The sequence below is a fragment of the Haloferax gibbonsii ATCC 33959 genome, from assembly GCF_000336775.1.
Classification (GTDB): Archaea; Halobacteriota; Halobacteria; order Halobacteriales; family Haloferacaceae; genus Haloferax; species Haloferax gibbonsii.
This window is the reverse complement of sequence record NZ_AOLJ01000022.1, coordinates 270,808-286,445: the sequence shown is the minus strand read 5'-3', so window position 1 is coordinate 286,445 and position 15,638 is coordinate 270,808. Positions and strand designations below refer to the sequence as shown.

General features: G+C 56.1%; 16 protein-coding genes and 1 pseudogene. 3 read left to right on the top strand and 14 right to left on the bottom strand.

Features of this window, described 5'->3' with window-relative positions; translation table 11 throughout:
• Positions 1-76 precede the first annotated feature (76 nt).
• Positions 77-1,126 (bottom strand): tyrosine-type recombinase/integrase, encoded by a 1,050-nt coding sequence (locus tag C454_RS15290; RefSeq protein ID WP_004977092.1) that lies wholly within the window; start codon positions 1,124-1,126, stop codon positions 77-79.
• A 623-nt stretch (positions 1,127-1,749) separates the two neighbouring features.
• Here C454_RS15290 and C454_RS15285 point away from each other — a divergent pair.
• Together C454_RS15285 and C454_RS19965 are read left to right on the top strand one after the other, a co-directional pair.
• Positions 1,750-2,013, top strand: coding sequence for a winged helix-turn-helix domain-containing protein (locus C454_RS15285; RefSeq protein ID WP_004977091.1), 264 nt, complete (start codon positions 1,750-1,752; stop codon positions 2,011-2,013).
• Positions 2,014-2,152: 139 nt separating this feature from the next.
• The gene (locus C454_RS19965; protein WP_081605242.1) at positions 2,153-3,820 is read left to right on the top strand and encodes an SIR2 family protein; all 1,668 of its coding nucleotides are present in this window, start codon (positions 2,153-2,155) and stop codon (positions 3,818-3,820) included.
• A gap of 157 nt (positions 3,821-3,977) precedes the next feature.
• Here the strand turns inward: C454_RS19965 and C454_RS15275 are convergent, their stop codons facing one another.
• Positions 3,978-4,775: a hypothetical protein gene (locus tag C454_RS15275; protein WP_004977089.1), complete on the bottom strand. Its 798-nt coding sequence runs from the start codon at positions 4,773-4,775 to the stop codon at positions 3,978-3,980.
• Positions 4,776-4,893: 118 nt separating this feature from the next.
• Positions 4,894-6,108, bottom strand: a complete 1,215-nt coding sequence (locus C454_RS19960) for a DNA cytosine methyltransferase (RefSeq protein WP_004977088.1) — start codon at positions 6,106-6,108, stop codon at positions 4,894-4,896.
• Positions 6,109-6,256: 148 nt separating this feature from the next.
• On the opposite strand from C454_RS19960, the gene C454_RS15265 reads away from it, so the two are divergent.
• The gene (locus tag C454_RS15265) at positions 6,257-7,378 is read left to right on the top strand and encodes a restriction endonuclease, SacI family (RefSeq protein WP_081605241.1); all 1,122 of its coding nucleotides are present in this window, start codon (positions 6,257-6,259) and stop codon (positions 7,376-7,378) included.
• A gap of 45 nt (positions 7,379-7,423) precedes the next feature.
• Here C454_RS15265 and C454_RS21060 read toward each other — a convergent pair.
• The 11 genes and pseudogenes from C454_RS21060 to C454_RS21055 form a co-directional block, all read right to left on the bottom strand.
• Positions 7,424-7,586, bottom strand: a pseudogene (locus C454_RS21060) (IS6 family transposase); the annotation flags it as partial.
• A gap of 63 nt (positions 7,587-7,649) precedes the next feature.
• The gene (locus tag C454_RS15260; protein ID WP_004977086.1) at positions 7,650-8,000 is read right to left on the bottom strand and encodes a hypothetical protein; all 351 of its coding nucleotides are present in this window, start codon (positions 7,998-8,000) and stop codon (positions 7,650-7,652) included.
• A gap of 134 nt (positions 8,001-8,134) precedes the next feature.
• Positions 8,135-9,121: a hypothetical protein gene (locus C454_RS15255; RefSeq protein ID WP_004977085.1), complete on the bottom strand. Its 987-nt coding sequence runs from the start codon at positions 9,119-9,121 to the stop codon at positions 8,135-8,137.
• Positions 9,122-9,242: 121 nt separating this feature from the next.
• A complete protein-coding gene (locus C454_RS15250) occupies positions 9,243-9,623 on the bottom strand; it encodes a hypothetical protein (protein WP_004977084.1) in 381 nt (126 codons plus the stop codon).
• Positions 9,620-10,483 (bottom strand): hypothetical protein, encoded by an 864-nt coding sequence (locus tag C454_RS15245; protein WP_239639945.1) that lies wholly within the window; start codon positions 10,481-10,483, stop codon positions 9,620-9,622. Before C454_RS15245 ends, C454_RS15250 begins: the two co-directional genes overlap by 4 nt.
• On the bottom strand, positions 10,480-11,067 hold the full coding sequence (locus C454_RS15240) for a hypothetical protein (RefSeq protein ID WP_004977082.1): 588 nt from the start codon (positions 11,065-11,067) through the stop codon (positions 10,480-10,482). The genes C454_RS15245 and C454_RS15240 overlap by 4 nt, the downstream gene beginning before the upstream one ends.
• 43 nt (positions 11,068-11,110) lie before the next feature.
• Positions 11,111-11,284, bottom strand: a complete 174-nt coding sequence (locus C454_RS20825; RefSeq protein ID WP_004977081.1) for a hypothetical protein — start codon at positions 11,282-11,284, stop codon at positions 11,111-11,113.
• Between the two features lies 1 nt (position 11,285).
• Positions 11,286-12,857, bottom strand: a complete 1,572-nt coding sequence (locus tag C454_RS20415) for a hypothetical protein (protein WP_004977080.1) — start codon at positions 12,855-12,857, stop codon at positions 11,286-11,288.
• A 111-nt stretch (positions 12,858-12,968) separates the two neighbouring features.
• Positions 12,969-13,376, bottom strand: a complete 408-nt coding sequence (locus C454_RS15230) for a hypothetical protein (RefSeq protein ID WP_004977079.1) — start codon at positions 13,374-13,376, stop codon at positions 12,969-12,971.
• Positions 13,376-13,729, bottom strand: a complete 354-nt coding sequence (locus C454_RS15225) for a hypothetical protein (RefSeq protein ID WP_004977078.1) — start codon at positions 13,727-13,729, stop codon at positions 13,376-13,378. The genes C454_RS15230 and C454_RS15225 overlap by 1 nt, the downstream gene beginning before the upstream one ends.
• Positions 13,730-13,829: 100 nt before the next feature.
• Positions 13,830-14,045, bottom strand: a complete 216-nt coding sequence (locus tag C454_RS21055; protein ID WP_004977077.1) for a hypothetical protein — start codon at positions 14,043-14,045, stop codon at positions 13,830-13,832.
• Positions 14,046-15,638 lie beyond the last annotated feature (1,593 nt).

Sequence of the window (15,638 nt, the reverse complement as noted above, 5' to 3'; positions counted from 1 at the left end):
ATGGGCGCTGCAGGGGTTCCGTGAACGGGGTATATAAACCACCTCTCGCGTTCGGATATGTCGAACACTCATTGGTCTACCACGGGAGGTGATTCCGCCGCTGTTCGGCCCGCTCACGCTCTCCACGGCGGTCATAGTGCTTATCGAGCACCAAGTCGCTCGCGTCGAGGCGGTCAGACACTACCCGACGCGGCACTTCCTCCCGCCGATAGAGCGTAACCACGCCCTTCCGAACGTCGTGCGGAGACCGAGAAGACGGACACGTACTGACGTGATTCAGCTCCACCGCCTCGCACGTCTCGATGTCTCGATTGTGCGGGCAGCCCTGGTTCAGCCAGCACGGGCGAGTGACCACGTACACGTCCTGCCGAATCGTACTCGCCGACACCCGTCCGTGAGAAGTCGTCAGCAGCGGCTTCCGACCGAACTCGTCGGTCGCGTCGACGCGTGGGCCGTCGATGTACGCCTGTAGCATCGTGCCCACCCGGTCAGACACCGAGTTGAACCGCTCTCCTTTCTCGCCGTTCTTGATGGGCGTGCCCTGGTCGGGCCGGTGCTTGTACTGGACGACCGGCGTCCGGCTGTCGAGGTCGAGGTCGCGAAGGTCGAGCCCTCGAATCGCGCCCATCCGCGCGCCCGTCTCCCACAGCAACGCGAATTCGACGTGTCGCCGGGAAGCGTAGTGGTAGCGGTGGAGGTATTCGAGGATGTCAGTCGCGCGGTCCGGTTCGAGCGTCGAATCACTCACGTCGTCCGTCCCGGACAGCTTCGGCAGCGGCACCCGCTCGTAGAAGTCCTCGGGAACCGCGTGGATGTTCGCCGCGAACCGGAGGAACGCCCGAAGCGTAGTGAGCTGTGATTTGAGCGTGACCGGCGCGATCTCCTCCGGCGTCTCGCCGTCCTCCGCGCCGAAGTTCCCTTCGCGTCTCCAGACGCGGAACTCGTAGAGGTCCCGGCCGTCGAGCTCGGTCAGGTCGTCGACGCCCGCTTCTTCGCACCACTCGACGAACGCGCGGAGTCGGTACTTGTGGGACTTCAACGTCCAGTCCGCGAGTTCGTCCTGGCGGGCCTCCAGGTACATTCGGACCGCGCGAGCAGGTTCGAGCGATTCGAGTCTCTTGCTCATCGAATCACCTCCGAACCGGATTCACTTCCGGCCCATTCGCTACGCTTACAACCGGGGTGCGTTAACTCAATCATGGCTTCCATTGTGAGGCCGCGGTCCGGGTCGAGGGCGCTAACTTTGGTAGGGNCGCTACGCTTACAACCGGGGTGCGTTAACTCAATCATGGCTTCCATTGTGAGGCCGCGGTCCGGGTCGAGGGCGCTAACTTTGGTAGGGTGAGCGCCCTCGAAAGGGACCGTCAGCCGGGTAATCCATTCGAGATGTCTACTTAAAGTCCTGAGCCATAGCCGCGGAGTGAAAGTGTACGTTTGAGCGAAAGTGAAACCTAATTTTGTCAGTCTGTCAACAGCCGTCTGTCGTGGGGCTTCAATAGCCCGAGTCGTGTAGGCAAACATGCTTCCGTATCCTGATTACGGGAGCCACCGCGGGCCAGCGTGGCAGCGCTGGGTCCGCTTCTGACGCCGACTGAACGACAGTCAGCGTCGCGTGTAGCTTCCGTTGACCATCCACTCACAGCATGAGTACAAAAATATTCTCACTAATTAGTGTATCTCACAGCATCAATTAATCTAATTATTCACTCACATAGGCAAGTGTAAGAAGCTTGATTCTGAGCATTTGGTATGCGCAAGCCGGGAGAATGGATGCAGATGCCAATCGACGAGAGAATCTTGGAAGCTCTTGATACATCTGGGATGATTCTCTCCCCGGCGGTCATCGCGAAGAACATCGACAAATCCCGATCAGAGGTCAACAGACGCTTATCTGTTCTCGTTGAGCAGGGTTTTGTCACGCGCGTTGAGCGAGGCTACTACGAAATCGCAGACCGAGGAAGCGAGTACCTTTCTGGCGATTTCGACGCGTCAGAACTTGACGACGAGGAGTAAGCACCCACCACCCTTACCCGTAAAGGGGGCGGGTGGATGGGTGGTATGACAATTTATTCAATTGTGGACCGTCGCTAGAATAGTTTGTATCGATAACAATATATGTATATATCATATCATAATGTCCAAGTGAATATCGATGACGGATGATTTCCCAGACGAGATATCAATAAAGTCTATTGAGAAGTTGGCTCGGTCGATTAAACGATGCAAAGGAAATTATTCTTTCCTGATGGGAGCAGGGAGTTCGAAAGCAGCGGGAATCAAGACATCTTCAGAATTAATAGAGCAATGGGCCACAGAAGAGTATTCAAAAACAGATCCAGATGAGAATAAAGGAGAATGGATAGAAGAGGTTGAATCAGACATTCCAGAGGACCAGAACAGATACGGGTTCTGGTTTGAACAAAGGTATACGACAAGGGAAGAGAGGAGAAAGTTCATTAAAGAGTTAGTGAAGGATGCAGATCCTACTTTTGAACATATTGTTCTGTCTTCGTTGATGAAGGAGCAATACGTTCCAATAACATTAACACCGAATTTCGATGATTTGATCTACGATTCTTTCTATCTATATCACGAAAAGAGACCGTTCTTAGTTGATCACAACGCAATAGCACCACAGTTTAGAATAACACATGAAGATCCGATGGTTGTCAAACTTCATGGTGACTACCTCTATGACAATCTTAAAAATACAGCAAATGAAACGTCGGAACTTGAACAGAACATCCACAACGTTCTAAAAACAACATTAAATGAATATGGATTGATAGTTCTTGGATATTCTGGAAGAGATCAATCCATTATGTCGGTTCTAGATTCAGACAATACAAAAATCCCAGATTATGGGCTGTTCTGGTGTACGATGGATAAGGAGAATCTCTCAGAACAAGCACAAAGCCTTCTTAAGAAAGAAAACACGTTCCTCATCGAAATCGAGTCTTCACAAGACTTTTTTTATAAATTATATGAAGAGTTAGATGATTTGAACGTTCCTACGCCTGTTGATGTTCGATCGAAAGCAGAAAATAGGGCTAAACAATTACGAGAGGGGATCCTCCAAGTGGGTGGAAATGATGTCCATCTCTTAGCTTCGGAATACATTCGAAGAGATGAACATGATAATGCCATAGAATTGCTTGATGAAGCTATTGAGAGTGGAGATGAGATAGTTGAATTTCTCAAAAAGAGAGCAACAATCTATCGACAAAAAGGAAACTATGACAGATCGATCGGAGATCTCACTAGTGCATTAAAAGAGCTAGGCTTACCTTCAGATGTAAATAGTATTGATTTAGAAGGTGAAGATAATGCAGAGATCTACAATATTCTCCAGGGGAGAGCACTCTCTCGTTCAAGAGCAGGATATTATAACAGAGCGATAGATGACATACATAAATTAATCGAACTAAACGAAGATGAACACATGAATTATGCAAACCTTGCCGAAGCACAGATATTGTCTGGTGATATTGAGGATGGCCTCAAGAATGCAAGAACAGCCATCGAAAAAGCAGACAGTCGTTCACGTGAGGCCGAGGGACTTCTACAGCTAATTATTGGAAAAATATTCGCTGGTGAAGATTATCACGAAGAGAAAGAAGAGTTTGAGGAGATTTGTAAAGAAGGAATTAGGAAGGGTTGGGAGTTTGATGAGATTCATAATAGATTGGAAGAAGGAGATATATCCGAGGAACAAGAAAAAGAGATAAATGAAATTGAAGAGATATACAAGGATGGGAAAGAGATAAACACAATTGGAGAATATATCGTGAGGAAAAAGGAGAATGAGCTATTTATTTAGAATTGGAATCCATGGGTGTCACGAATTCGACTTCAACAGTTCATGGAATTCTTCCCAGCTCTTGAACTGCTCCTGAACAGATCACTCGGCAGGTTCCACGCCCACGGCGTGGCGTCGTCCGGGTCGTACGTCTCTAACGTCGGTTCAAAGTCGGGGGCTACTCTTCTCCAGCAAACTCCAGATTCGAGTGTTTGTACGTGTAGAGCCTGATGTTCTGGTCGTAGCAGTACGACGCATACAGCGCCGGGTGAATCGTTTCCCAGTTCCCTGGGCCTTCGTCGAGGCTGGACGGGAACGCAACGCTGACTGCTTCGCCTTCCATCTGCACACCGTATGCGCCGGTGTTCTGTTCCGGCGGCAGCACCTCCACGACAATCGCAACTGACGCGTCCTTGTCGCCCTTCTTTTTCACTCGATCACCCGGAGAGAACGGATTCTTCGGCTTCTGATTCATGTACGCCGTGTTCGGACCGAGGTCGATGAGCTCGTTCATCGGCCGGGCCGCGAGGTGATCCAGTTTCTCCGGTTCCTCGCCGGAATACTTCTCTTGCGAGGCCGCTTTTGATTTCAGCGTCTCGGTGCGCTCCCAGCCGAGCAGGATGAGACTGTCTTCGTTGTCTCGATGCCAGACCATCACGATGATGTCGTCATCCGGGTCGTTGTCGAGGAGGGTTTCGGGGAGGAACGCAGACACGTCGCGCGAGGTCTTCACGTCGACCTCGTAGCCGAACACTTCGAAGTCGTACGACGAGAAACTTTCAGGGTTGCATCGTCGCATCGCTTCTTCGTTCTTCCACTCCCACAGCTCGACAGGGAGGTATTCGCGGCAGAACTGTTCGAACGCGAGTTCTCCAAGGTTTCCGATTCGCTTTACGTCGAGGTTCTTTCGGTCCTGGACTTTCGCTTGGTGGTTGGCGCGTTCGTAGTCGATTTCGTCCGGGGTATAACGGTACACTGGTTAGTAGAGGAAATGGTAGGGAATTGAATCTTTCTCAGAGACTAACAAATGAACTAGCCGATGACGACCCTCTATCGCGTAACTCGTATCAAGTGGATCTCTTAGAAAAGGTCAGTTAGAACTTCATTGAGTCGAGCGTCGCCTGTTGCTCGATACCACCGATCTCCGATCTTTTTTCTTTAAACTGTTCCAACGAGAGAGAACCACTCCTCAGAATCTGGATTCTCTCTCGGTTCGCATCAGTAAGGTCCTCGTGGTAGACTGCTTGCTTGAGATAGTAGCCTAGTGCTTCGGCTAGATACGGTGGTACTGCATTACCAATCTGTTTGCGGGTAGAAACTAACCCCCCTTCGAACCGATACGAATCAGGGAACGTCTGTAGCCGTGCGCCCTCCCGCGGAGTCAGTCCACGGTGCTGGAACGGGTGGATGCAACGTGCGCTCGACGGCTTCGACATATTCCGTGTGATTGCAACTGCGGGTTCATCAGACTTCAGACGTGAGTACGAATTGTGGTAGCCAGAGGACGGCTGTAACTCATCGGGAATCGCAGTTCTGTTCCCCCCATCAGGAATATGAGAGATCATCTCAACCATGTCGGCGTCGTGGCGAGCTGCTTGGTGCGCAGTCAGTTCATCTGAATCGCCACGGAGATCGTTTTGTAGAACGGTTTGGGGAGATTGGTCGTATTCGGTGATCTCCTCACCAGGCCCAACCTCTGGTAGGTCACCGATCCCGTCAATAACACCGGGCGTTTTGACAGGGTTCAGCTCGAAACCGCCTAGCGGTTGGTGCTTGAGAGAGTCCTTAGTTGCTAAGAGTACAACTCTACGGCGATGTTGGGGGACACCGAAATCAGACGAGGTAACTACTCGATGTGTGACGTTATACCCAATGTTTGCGAACGAGTCATTAACCGCATCAAGGAACTTTCCCTCGGCAGTATTCTGAATTCCACGGACATTCTCAAAGAGAGCAGCTTGTGGTTCAAGTTCGTCAACCCAGTCTATGAAATTGACAAATAGGTGATTTCGCTCGTCAGAGCCATCTGGACTAACGACCTCAGAGAATCCCTGACATGGTGGACCTCCTGCAACGAGATCTACTGAATTGCGACCAACCGTATCATGAATCTCTGACTTGTCGACCTCACGAATATCGCCGATAATCTCTTCGGGGGACCAACCTTCTCTGTTGTTTGCGAATGTTGCACTCGCATCCTGGTCAATATCTATTGCGTGTATTAACTCGAAGCCAGCCCTCTCAAGCCCGGTTGAGAGACCACCGGCTCCCGCAAAGAGATCGACATAGGTTAGGTCTGCGCTCCCCATCTATTTATAGAGTGAACGCAGGCGGGACTTAACAATTTCCTCTAAAAGGCGTGAGTACACTAACGAGACTGATCCCCATATAAAATGCATCAGCAAGACTATGCTAAATTTTATTATTTGGCTAGGTCTCGCATTTAAGCTAGAACGAATGTCCGAGAAAAACACATCAGGCGAACAAGATGCTATCGACGATTTCGTCTATTCATATTTTAAACAAGACTACAGCCACAATCCCCAGCAAATCCAAGACGATGAGCAGGGATATATCAACGCGCTCGTAGAAGATGTCTCAAAAGACATAGGTAGCAATACCGGGAAGTTGGGTATCGCTCTTGACTTTTTATTGGTTGCAGAGCAGTTGGCTCAATATGATACGTGGGTGTCTGGGTTCAATCCCGAGATCAACAAATCAGATATATTAGAGAGGTTTGACACAAAAGACACAAAAACACTCACGTTTCTGATTGAAAATGAGCAGGTTGGGATTCGACCGGTACACAACAAGGTCATAGATCTCTTTAGGTCCGATTTGAAAAGAACAAACTTCCCCTCATCGCCGGGACACCACACAGGAGACTGGGAGAGCTACGACGAAATGCTGGTCACAAGTTTTCGGCTCTCTCGGCGAGGACGATACGAAGCAGTAGAACGTCTGATAGACTTAGGACTCGCTCGGTTGGACGCGAAGAGCTTTGAGTCCCGTGATCCCCCGTTCCCTCAACCCTTTTCAAATATTCTTAAAAATTATGAGAGGAAGGACGATAACGAACAAGCAGGTTCTGCATATCAAGCCATGGCATACGGGTATGTGAAGGCAGAATGGCCCCATCTTTCGATACGAGCAGACAAGCTCCGGGTCGGTTCATCTAGACAGCACAGGTATGGTGACATTGATGGATACGTTGGCCCGGATCCAATGCTGTCCATCGAGGTCAAAGATAAGAAAATCGACCTCTCAAACGTGGACCGTGAACTCGGGACAATCAAAGAGTTAGCTGAAAATTCGACTGCGATTACAATCGCAATGTGTAAAGAGGTCACCGAAGAAGCGATCAAAGATCTTGAAGACTCCAACGTTAGGGTAGTCACAGACGAGATTCTGGAAGCTGAATTAGAACGTTGGGACTACCACAAGCAGAATACAGCTGTGCAAGGAATGATCCATTTCTTCGCAAACATCGAGCAAAATCCATCCGCTGTACAGCGGTTACTGAGGTTCATCAAAGATATAGACCCAGAGAACGTTGCATTAGTTCACTTGGATGAGTGAAACAAACTACTAAATTCCACGATTTAGTACATCAACCGGCACTGTCTAGCTGGTGACTTTCCCAACCAGTGTTCGTCCATCGAGTGCTTGGTGCAGTCGTTGGAAGATACTATTGCAAATTATATGAACCACTCGCAGAGCTTCCACGACTACCCACTCGATAATTATGGAAGCCGTCGACTCTCATTTTGAGGGTATGAAACCACCTATACAAAAAAGTCGTAGAATCTCTGCCGACAAGTGGCATTGATCAGGATAATACAAACCAGGTCTAGGACAGACGTGTGACAAATTCTTCGACAGTCTCTACTGCCTCTCGAAGATCGTCTGTAGAGAAGACGAACTCGGACGAAATTGTCTCTGTGAACCCAGGCCGGTGGTGATCTGGTCCTGAGGTCTCCAATACTTGTACCGTCCACTTGTCGTGGAGTTCGAGACTGACGACGCGAACGGGGATGTCGGTTCCGACGAGGTCAACGTTTGAAACATCCCAGTCGATCTCCTCTTCGTCTAACGGGCGGGTCCACTGGTGAGTTCGTGAGTCAAACTTTTCATACGACCACTCACAGCCGTTCGATTCAAGAGTATGTGACGGAATCAAATCCTCGTCGTATTCAGTCATTTAGCAACAGAGTCGTTGCTCCGGGCGAAGAAAGTAACGGACGGCTCAGGTTGGTGAACACGTCACAGTCCCGAAATAGTAGTACAACGCAGTCCTCCCCCCGAAGAGTATCTCGACTATCTATACAGTTGGCATCAACATTCTGTGTGACTCTCGCTTAGTAACTCGTGGAACTCTGTCCAGTCCTCAAACTGTTCCTGGAACAGATCACTCGGTAGGTTCCACGCCCACGGCGCGGCGTCGTCCGGGTCGTACTTCTCTAACGTCGGTTCGAGGTTCACGAGCGAGCCGCCGAACAACTCACCAGCGGGCGAGTCTGAATCGGCGTCCCAGTCGCGGTAGAACGTCACTTCGTCCTGCGCCTCTTTGTAGAACGACAGCGTCGAGAGCCGTTTCTGTTCGGGATGCACGTCCTTCCCCGTGTGACTCACCACGCCGACGGACTCGACGCCGAGCTTCGAGAACCGCTTAATCGCGGGCGTCCATTGAGAGGCCACTTCGCGGCTAAACGTCCGGGCGTCGAAGTGCGTCGAGCCTTCGTCGATGGTGACGGTCTTCGGTCGTTCGCGGTGGATCAGCAGCACGTCCATCAGGTCGTACATCGACCGCACCACGATGTCCGCGCCGTCCCACGTCCCCACGTTCGAGATGACCAGCAGGTCGTCGCCGAAGTGCGCCCGCGCGAGGTCGCCGTTCAGCAGGAACATCGTGTTCGTCTTCCCCGTGTTCGGGTTCCCCGCACCAGTGATGGTCGTGAGACCACCGCCGTTTTCGAGCTCGTCGACGAGCCGAAGCGGCAGCGTCAGCGAACTGGCGTCGAGGTCTTGTTGGGTCACGCCGACGAGGTACGAGAGCGCGGTCGCGTGCGACGACTGCACCGCGCGGGTCGCGGCTTGGGTCCGCAGCGACGAATCGACGAGCCTGCCCAGCGAGGTCTCGGCGAACGAGTCGGCCAGCTCGTCGTCCTCGGTGAGGTCGAGCGAGTTCAGGAACGACAGGTTCGCGTGGTCGCCCTTCGAGACCGGTAGTCCCGCGTGGTCGAGCAGCCGGTGGTCGCCGTCGATGCGCCCGCGCACCTGTTCGTACAACTTCGCCGCCGTCAGCAGGCGTTCGTCGGTCACAGCCGGTCACCCACCTGAATGTCATGGAGGCAACGCCGGCAGAGGTGTCCCTTCGCCGTGGGGTTCCGGGGGAACATCGGCCGTCCGCAGTAGTCGCACTCAGCGGTAGTGTCCGGGTCAGTCACGCGGATTCACCTCCGTCGAGGGGATGCGGGCCGAACTCACGGGTCGAACTGCCGTCGAGGTCGTGAGCGGAGTCGCGCCCATCTCCGTCACCGTCGGAGCGGTCAGGCGTGAGTTCGTCCGTCTCGTCGTCCCGCGCGTGGTTCCGCACGAGGTACGCGGTCGCCAGCGGCAGCGCCGCCGAGATGAACAGGTGCGTGTTCGTCACTGGGTAGTACGACGCCGCCACCGCGCCGTCGTCGAGGAAGCGCATCGGCACGTCGAGCGCCCGCGGCGGTATCATCAGGATACCGAACCACAGGCCAGCGACGATGCCAACCGACAGCGAGAGGGCGATTATGTACTGTTCGCGCGTCGAAAGTTCGAGTTCGAGTCTCATTCTGATTCACCGTTGGCCGCGTGTTGCTTCCGTCGCTGGTCGAGGTCGGCCAGCGGGTCGGGTGCCGGGTCGCCGTCACCTGGTGCCCACTCGGTCGGGTCCTCGTCGAAGATGGAATCCGAGCCGTCCAGGCCGAAGTCTTCGAGCACGCTATCAATCTCTGCGTGCAGCGCGTCGCCGTCGTCCGGCAGCGCGCCTTTCTCGAACGTCCGCACGACGTGTTTCACGGTCTTGACCGCCGCCGCTCGGACGATAGCGAAGGAGTTGATTTCGAGCGATTCGCCCTTCCGGGCCTTCGGTTCCAACTGCTTGCGATTGTACCGGAGGTATTCGAGCGCCCGCGCCAGCACCGGGTCCGGCAGCGAGCCGACCCACGTCCCGGCGACTTCCCGTGCGTCGAGGTCGACGCCGCGGCCGAACGCGAGGTTCGGCGTCGCCCACCACAGTTGGCCGTCGACGACTGTCCACTCGGACCACCGCGGCGTCGGGCAGGTGTAGACACCCGCGCCGTCTCGGTCGAGCAGGTCGAGGTCAACGAGCCACATCATCTGTGGACCGCCCATCAGGTCGACGGCCTGCCCGCCGACCCAGCGCCCGGCGATGACCGCCGAGAGGCCAGCCGTGAGGCCGATGATTTGGAGCGAGCGAGGCACGTGCACGTCGAAGACGAGCACGAGACCCACGAGCAGCAGCGAGCCAGCCACGGCGAGGTGAACGCCGTAGCGCATCACCCACACGAACGCCGTGACGAGCCGTCCCGCGTCGCGGTCCGGCGCGACCGTCGTCGAGGCCGCGCCCATCTCTGGTTCCTCCGGGGTTTCCCGCTGAGGCGCAGCTCCGCTTTCGGCGTCGTCGCTCATGCGACACGCTCCATGCCACGGTGAAGGCCGAAGCGCCGCCGGACGATTATCAGGAGCGCACCGAACGACGTGCCGAACGCGCCGCCGATAGCCGCGTCTCGCACGTCCGTCCCGGTGAACGGGCCGGCGATGAGCGCCGAGCCGTCCTCGAACCGGATTTCCGTGTACTGTTCGTTTCTGATGCTGGTCGAGGTCGTCAGCGTCACCCGCGGTTCGGGCGACGCGACGCGAATCGTCGAGCGTCCTTTCGGAACGGAGCGACGGACGATGTTCCCCGAGGCGACGCCGGCGGAGGTCGAGCCGGTCGGCGCGGTCACCGTCACCAGCCGCGGGGCGTCCGCTTCGAGCGTGATGATGGCGGTGCCATCGCGGTATTCAGCGTCGACGATGCGCAGCAGCGGGTCGCCGGCCACGTCGCCGAAGTACGTCGTCTCGTTCTCGTTCGACGACTCCGAAGCCGTGGTCGGAGCCGCGGCTGTCGTCGTCTCTGTCGGAGCAGACGCGGTCGCGGTCTCCTGAGCGACGACTGAGCCGGGCAGGGGGAGCAGCAGAGCGATGCAACTGACGAGTATGATGGTGTGCATTCGAGTCATACGGGTAGGGGTGGGGCAGGGAGGTTGGCGAGCGTTACAGCAGCGACCCGAGCCAGTCGCCCGACCAGTCGGGCACGCCGAGCAGGTCGAGCAGCAGGTCCGAGCCCATCCCGATGAGGTCGACGCCGATGAACTGGAGCCCAGCGGCGATGATGACCACACCGAGGATGAGCCCGATGGGGAGCTGCTTCAGCAGGAAGACGAACATCCTACTTGTTACCCTCCCGCTGGATGAGCAGCACCGCCGCCGCGCCGACCAGCAGCGCGCCGCCGATAACTTGCGTGTTCAGTCCTCCAGCCGGGTTTCGACCGCCGTCGGTCGACCCCGCGGTTCCAGCCTCTTGCTCGAACCACTCTCGGAGTTCAAGCAGTTGGTCGAGTTGCGACTGGAGCGCGGTCGCGTTCGTGTCCTCGTAGACGTACTGCTGGGACGAGGTCGTGTTGACGGCCTCGCCGGTCTGGACGTTGAACGCTTCGACGATAGTGAAGTTCTCACCGTACTCCGAGAGGTCGTAAATCCCGCTGTCGTTCGCGTTCTGGTACGCGAAGTAGAACGTCCCGTTGTAGTCCGCGAACTGGTAGGTCGAGCCGGTGTCCCAGCCAGCGGGGGCGTCCTCGCCGGTGTAGAACATCGTCCCGTTGACGATGGTCGTCCCGTTCTGTCCTTCGACCGCGATGGTGTGCGAGGAGTTGAGGTCGCCCGAGTAGCCAATCGACGCGAGCTGCACAGCCGCGTACGAGTAGTAGCCGGTCGTGTTGAACTCGGTCGACGCTTCCGCTCCGATAGTCGACGGGTCGAGGCGAGCGAGGTCCGTCGAGTCGATATCGCCAGCGGTGTACTGAGCGTAGTAGCCTTCGACAACCTGCGCCATGTTCGCCTGCACCTGCTGTTGTTGGGTGTCGAGGTCTTCGAGCAGGCCGGTGTAGTCGGCACCGTACAGAACACCAGTGTAGTTAGAGGTCGACGGCGACTGAACGGCAAGACCGTCACTCGCAGAGTAGTAGTCACCACCGGTCGACCAGCCGTGAAGCTCGTTCGAGTAGGCGTACAGGTCCGGCGCGAGCGAGGTCTTCGGCAAGAGCCCGACTGCAGCGTTCGCGTCGGTCCCGTCCCCGTACTCGTTGTGCGGGTGGAGCCAGAATTTCATTGTGACGTTCGTCCCGTTAACGAGCGTGTAGTTCATCTGGTGAACGCCCGTCTGGAACCCGTCAGCGTTCTTCGCGTACTCGCCGGGAACTTGGTACTCAATACTGTCTCCCGGTTCGTGGAACGTGAGGTTCGTTTCCGTCTGGTTCAGGTACTCCAGTTCCGACATTTTCGCGTTCCAGTCACGGATGATATTGCGCTCAATTTGAGCGTAATACGCCGTCACCGTCTCGTTCGCGCGCTCTTTGGCGAGCGTTTCAGCGGTCCCGTTGTTGATGTCGTTGACGACCTGAATCTTCGCCTTCGAGTAGGCGACCGTTCGGGTGTCCTGTAGGCGGTTTTCGAGCGTCGTGTTGAACGACTCCACAGAGTCATCAACCGCGAGACCGGCCGCGTAGCCGTCGGTCGACGTGATGTTTTCGAGGTCGTCGTAGGAGACACCGCCCTGCAAGCAGGCCTCCTTGTCACCACCGAGCAACATCGAAAACGTCTGTTCGAGCAGGTCAGTCGGTCCGCAGTGCTCGTAGTCGACGGTGACCGTCGTCGAGGCCGCAGCGACCGGGCCGGTCGCCGCGGTCGTGACTAGCAGGAACGCGAAGATGAACGCGAATCCACGTCGAGCGAACTCGCGCATCAAAGGCCTCCGGTGATGATGAACGCAGCTGCACCGAGACACGCGGCGAGGTAGCCGAGCGTCGCAGTCGCTTCGAGTCTGGTGAGGCCGAAAGGAAGGGTCATGGTCTGGTTACCTCACGGCGACCGCCCAGCCGACGACCGTAATCAGGAACGCGACTTGCGCGCCCAGCGGGTCGCCCAGTCCGAGCAGGAGGTCTTTCAGTTCGGTCACGTACTGCCAGCCGAGGATGACAGCGGGCGACGCCACGATGAACGCCATTTCCCACGGCTCGTAGTGCTCGAGCGACTTCGTCTCGCTGGACATGAACGCAACAGCGTACACGAGAATCCCGCCGAGCGTCGCGTGCTCGCTCGTCAGCGTGTAGTTCGACAGCCACGTGATGGTGATGTCGGAGATACCGCCGAAGGCGTACAGGCCGGTCGCGACGAACACGACCGACAACAGCGCCGGGATGGTCCGCAGCATCGCGTAGTCCGACGCGAGGCCGCTGAGACCCTGCGAGTAGCGCGACGCCATCACTCGCCCCTCACGTCGAACACGTGGTACTCGCGTTCTTCCGTCGAGCCGTCGTCGTTCTCGAGTTCGTACGTCCGCGTCTCGGCGGTCTTCTTGACCGCGAGCCAGCTCCCGTTCGAGAGGCCCTTCTTGTCGATGGTCCGGCGAATCTGGCCGTTCGACCAGAACTTCACCCGGTCGCCGAGGTCGCCGCCGCGGGCGAGGTGAATCACGTCGTTTTCGTTCGGTCCCACGTCGCGGTCGATGTCGACGATAACGCCGATGACCGGCTCGTCCACTTCGAACTTGATTTCCTCTACTCCGTCGTCGTAGTCGTCCTCAACTTGCGTTTCTTCGAAGTCGTCGAACGACATTGGTTCAGACGCCATTACACCTAGATATTTTGTTAGTAGGTACTAGCCGTACCTACCAACCGGGTGAAAGTGGAATCACCGGACAGGGTAGGTGCCTACGTCAGCCCCACACGTCGGCAACCGGTGGGGGTTTCTCTCCGCCAACATCGGGGTATTCGGGCTGACCTCCCGACGCAACGTAGTCTTCGACGTGTTCGAGGTTGGCAGCCGTCGCGTCAGCTGTCGGCATGTCCCAGTAGGCGTAGCAGCCCAGGTAGTCGATGTGGCAGTAGAAGTCGGCACTCTCCGGGAGCGTCGATTCTACGCCTGGAGTCACAACGTCGTCGAGGTCGAGGTCATCGACTGTCGCGCCATCGCACGCGAGATGTAGAGAGTCGATAGAGAATTCCCGAACGGCGTGCCGAACATCCGGGTCCTGTAGGTGTTCGGGCCTTTCTATCGCTTTCTCGATGTCTCGCGAGATGGACCAGAATCGCCTACCGGTCGCCCAGTAGAGACCGAGTTTCNCTGTAGGTGTTCGGGCCTTTCTATCGCTTTCTCGATGTCTCGCGAGATGGACCAGAATCGCCTACCGGTCGCCCAGTAGAGACCGAGTTTCCACGTCGCCGCCTTGTCTGCGTACGAATCCGACTCTTTCGCGTCCTCGAACGACTCGGAGGCTTCGAGCAGGGAGCCGAAGGTGGCCGAGAGGTACTTTCCGAGGTACGCGCCAGCCGTTCGGCTTTGCATCTGTTCGTCGCTATCCTCGCCGCTCTCGTCGTCGTAGAACTCGATGAGGTCGTGAGACCGCGCATTCTTCGCTATCCACTCCTCGCTGTGGTCGTGGTCGCCGTAGCGGTACCAGTCCACGAATCCTTTCGAGACCGGTACTTCGAACTGGTCGCCGTCGTCATCGACGAGCGTTTTGGTGCCGAAGTTCCCAACGTCGTCGAGGTCGTCCCGAAACACGAGCGGGTAGAGGTCGACAATTTGGCCCTGACCGTAGTCCTTCCATTTCCGTTCCAGCTCCGCTTTGTCTATCAGGAACGGCATCCCGTCGCTCTCGCGGGTCGGAACGTCGAACATCAGCACGTGCAGGTGCGCGTAGCCCTTCTCGGTGAACTCCAGGGCTTTCAGATACGGTGGCCGGTAGCGAGGTCGCCCGGTCACCTTGCCGTCGAGCGCCGATGTCCAGCTGGGTACGCCATCCTTCCTGGTGTCGTCTTTCGTCGACGGATCGGAATCGAAGTACGAGAGGAGCCGATTGAAGTTCGGGTTTATCGACGAGATACCGTCGTACAGCGAGCGCGGGTCTGGTCGAGTTGGGTCGTCGAACGTGCCGGGGTCCGTCGTCAGCGTCATCAAGACGGCGTTATCGTACTCCTCGTACGCGTGCTCGAGCGCGCTGTTGTAGCGCGCCCACGTCTTTCGGAGCCGTCCCTGGGAGTTGAAGCGGGTGTTGTACTGTTTCGTCATCCGGCGGGTGGTGTCGCCGCCACGTCGCCCGCAGAAGTGGACGTCGAACAGCAGTTGGTAGTTCTCGATGCGCTTCAGATACCGATGTAAAGAGTCTTCCAGCAGGTCCCGACCCCAGTCATCGACCTCATTCGCGGTCCTCAGGTAGTTTTCGCAGAAATGCCGGTCGTACAGCAGGTCGTCGCGTTCCCTGGTTGTTTGAGTAATGCCTTCTGATATCAAGTCAAGTAGGCGAATTGTCGGGGTGACCATCGTCATGCCGTCAGACTGGCGTTTTTCGATGAGCTGGGGGTCGTGCCCGTCGAGGTCGTTCAGGAACCGGTAGACGAACTGGTAGTCCGGGTCGCTCCCGTCGAACCGTTCGCATTGCCCGATGTACTGACCCTTGACGCACTCAGAGACGAGCGTCGGCAGGTAAATCCCCTCTGGTGAGGTCGAGATACGCTTTACCAGC

Bases quoted from the DNA above. Each gene is read 5' to 3' on its own strand.
- C454_RS15260 (WP_004977086.1), bottom strand. From the start codon at position 8,000: ATGACTGAATACGACGAGGATTTGATTCCGTCACATACTCTTGAATCG.
- C454_RS20825 (WP_004977081.1), bottom strand. From the start codon at position 11,284: ATGTTCGTCTTCCTGCTGAAGCAGCTCCCCATCGGGCTCATCCTCGGT.
- C454_RS15225 (WP_004977078.1), bottom strand. From the start codon at position 13,729: ATGTCGTTCGACGACTTCGAAGAAACGCAAGTTGAGGACGACTACGAC.
- C454_RS15250 (WP_004977084.1), bottom strand. From the start codon at position 9,623: ATGAGACTCGAACTCGAACTTTCGACGCGCGAACAGTACATAATCGCC.
- C454_RS19965 (WP_081605242.1), top strand. From the start codon at position 2,153: ATGACGGATGATTTCCCAGACGAGATATCAATAAAGTCTATTGAGAAG.
- C454_RS15245 (WP_239639945.1), bottom strand. From the start codon at position 10,483: ATGAGCGACGACGCCGAAAGCGGAGCTGCGCCTCAGCGGGAAACCCCG.
- C454_RS19960 (WP_004977088.1), bottom strand. From the start codon at position 6,108: ATGGGGAGCGCAGACCTAACCTATGTCGATCTCTTTGCGGGAGCCGGT.
- C454_RS15290 (WP_004977092.1), bottom strand. From the start codon at position 1,126: ATGAGCAAGAGACTCGAATCGCTCGAACCTGCTCGCGCGGTCCGAATG.
- C454_RS15285 (WP_004977091.1), top strand. From the start codon at position 1,750: ATGCGCAAGCCGGGAGAATGGATGCAGATGCCAATCGACGAGAGAATC.
- C454_RS15230 (WP_004977079.1), bottom strand. From the start codon at position 13,376: ATGGCGTCGCGCTACTCGCAGGGTCTCAGCGGCCTCGCGTCGGACTAC.
- C454_RS15265 (WP_081605241.1), top strand. From the start codon at position 6,257: ATGTCCGAGAAAAACACATCAGGCGAACAAGATGCTATCGACGATTTC.
- C454_RS15240 (WP_004977082.1), bottom strand. From the start codon at position 11,067: ATGCACACCATCATACTCGTCAGTTGCATCGCTCTGCTGCTCCCCCTG.
- C454_RS20415 (WP_004977080.1), bottom strand. From the start codon at position 12,857: ATGCGCGAGTTCGCTCGACGTGGATTCGCGTTCATCTTCGCGTTCCTG.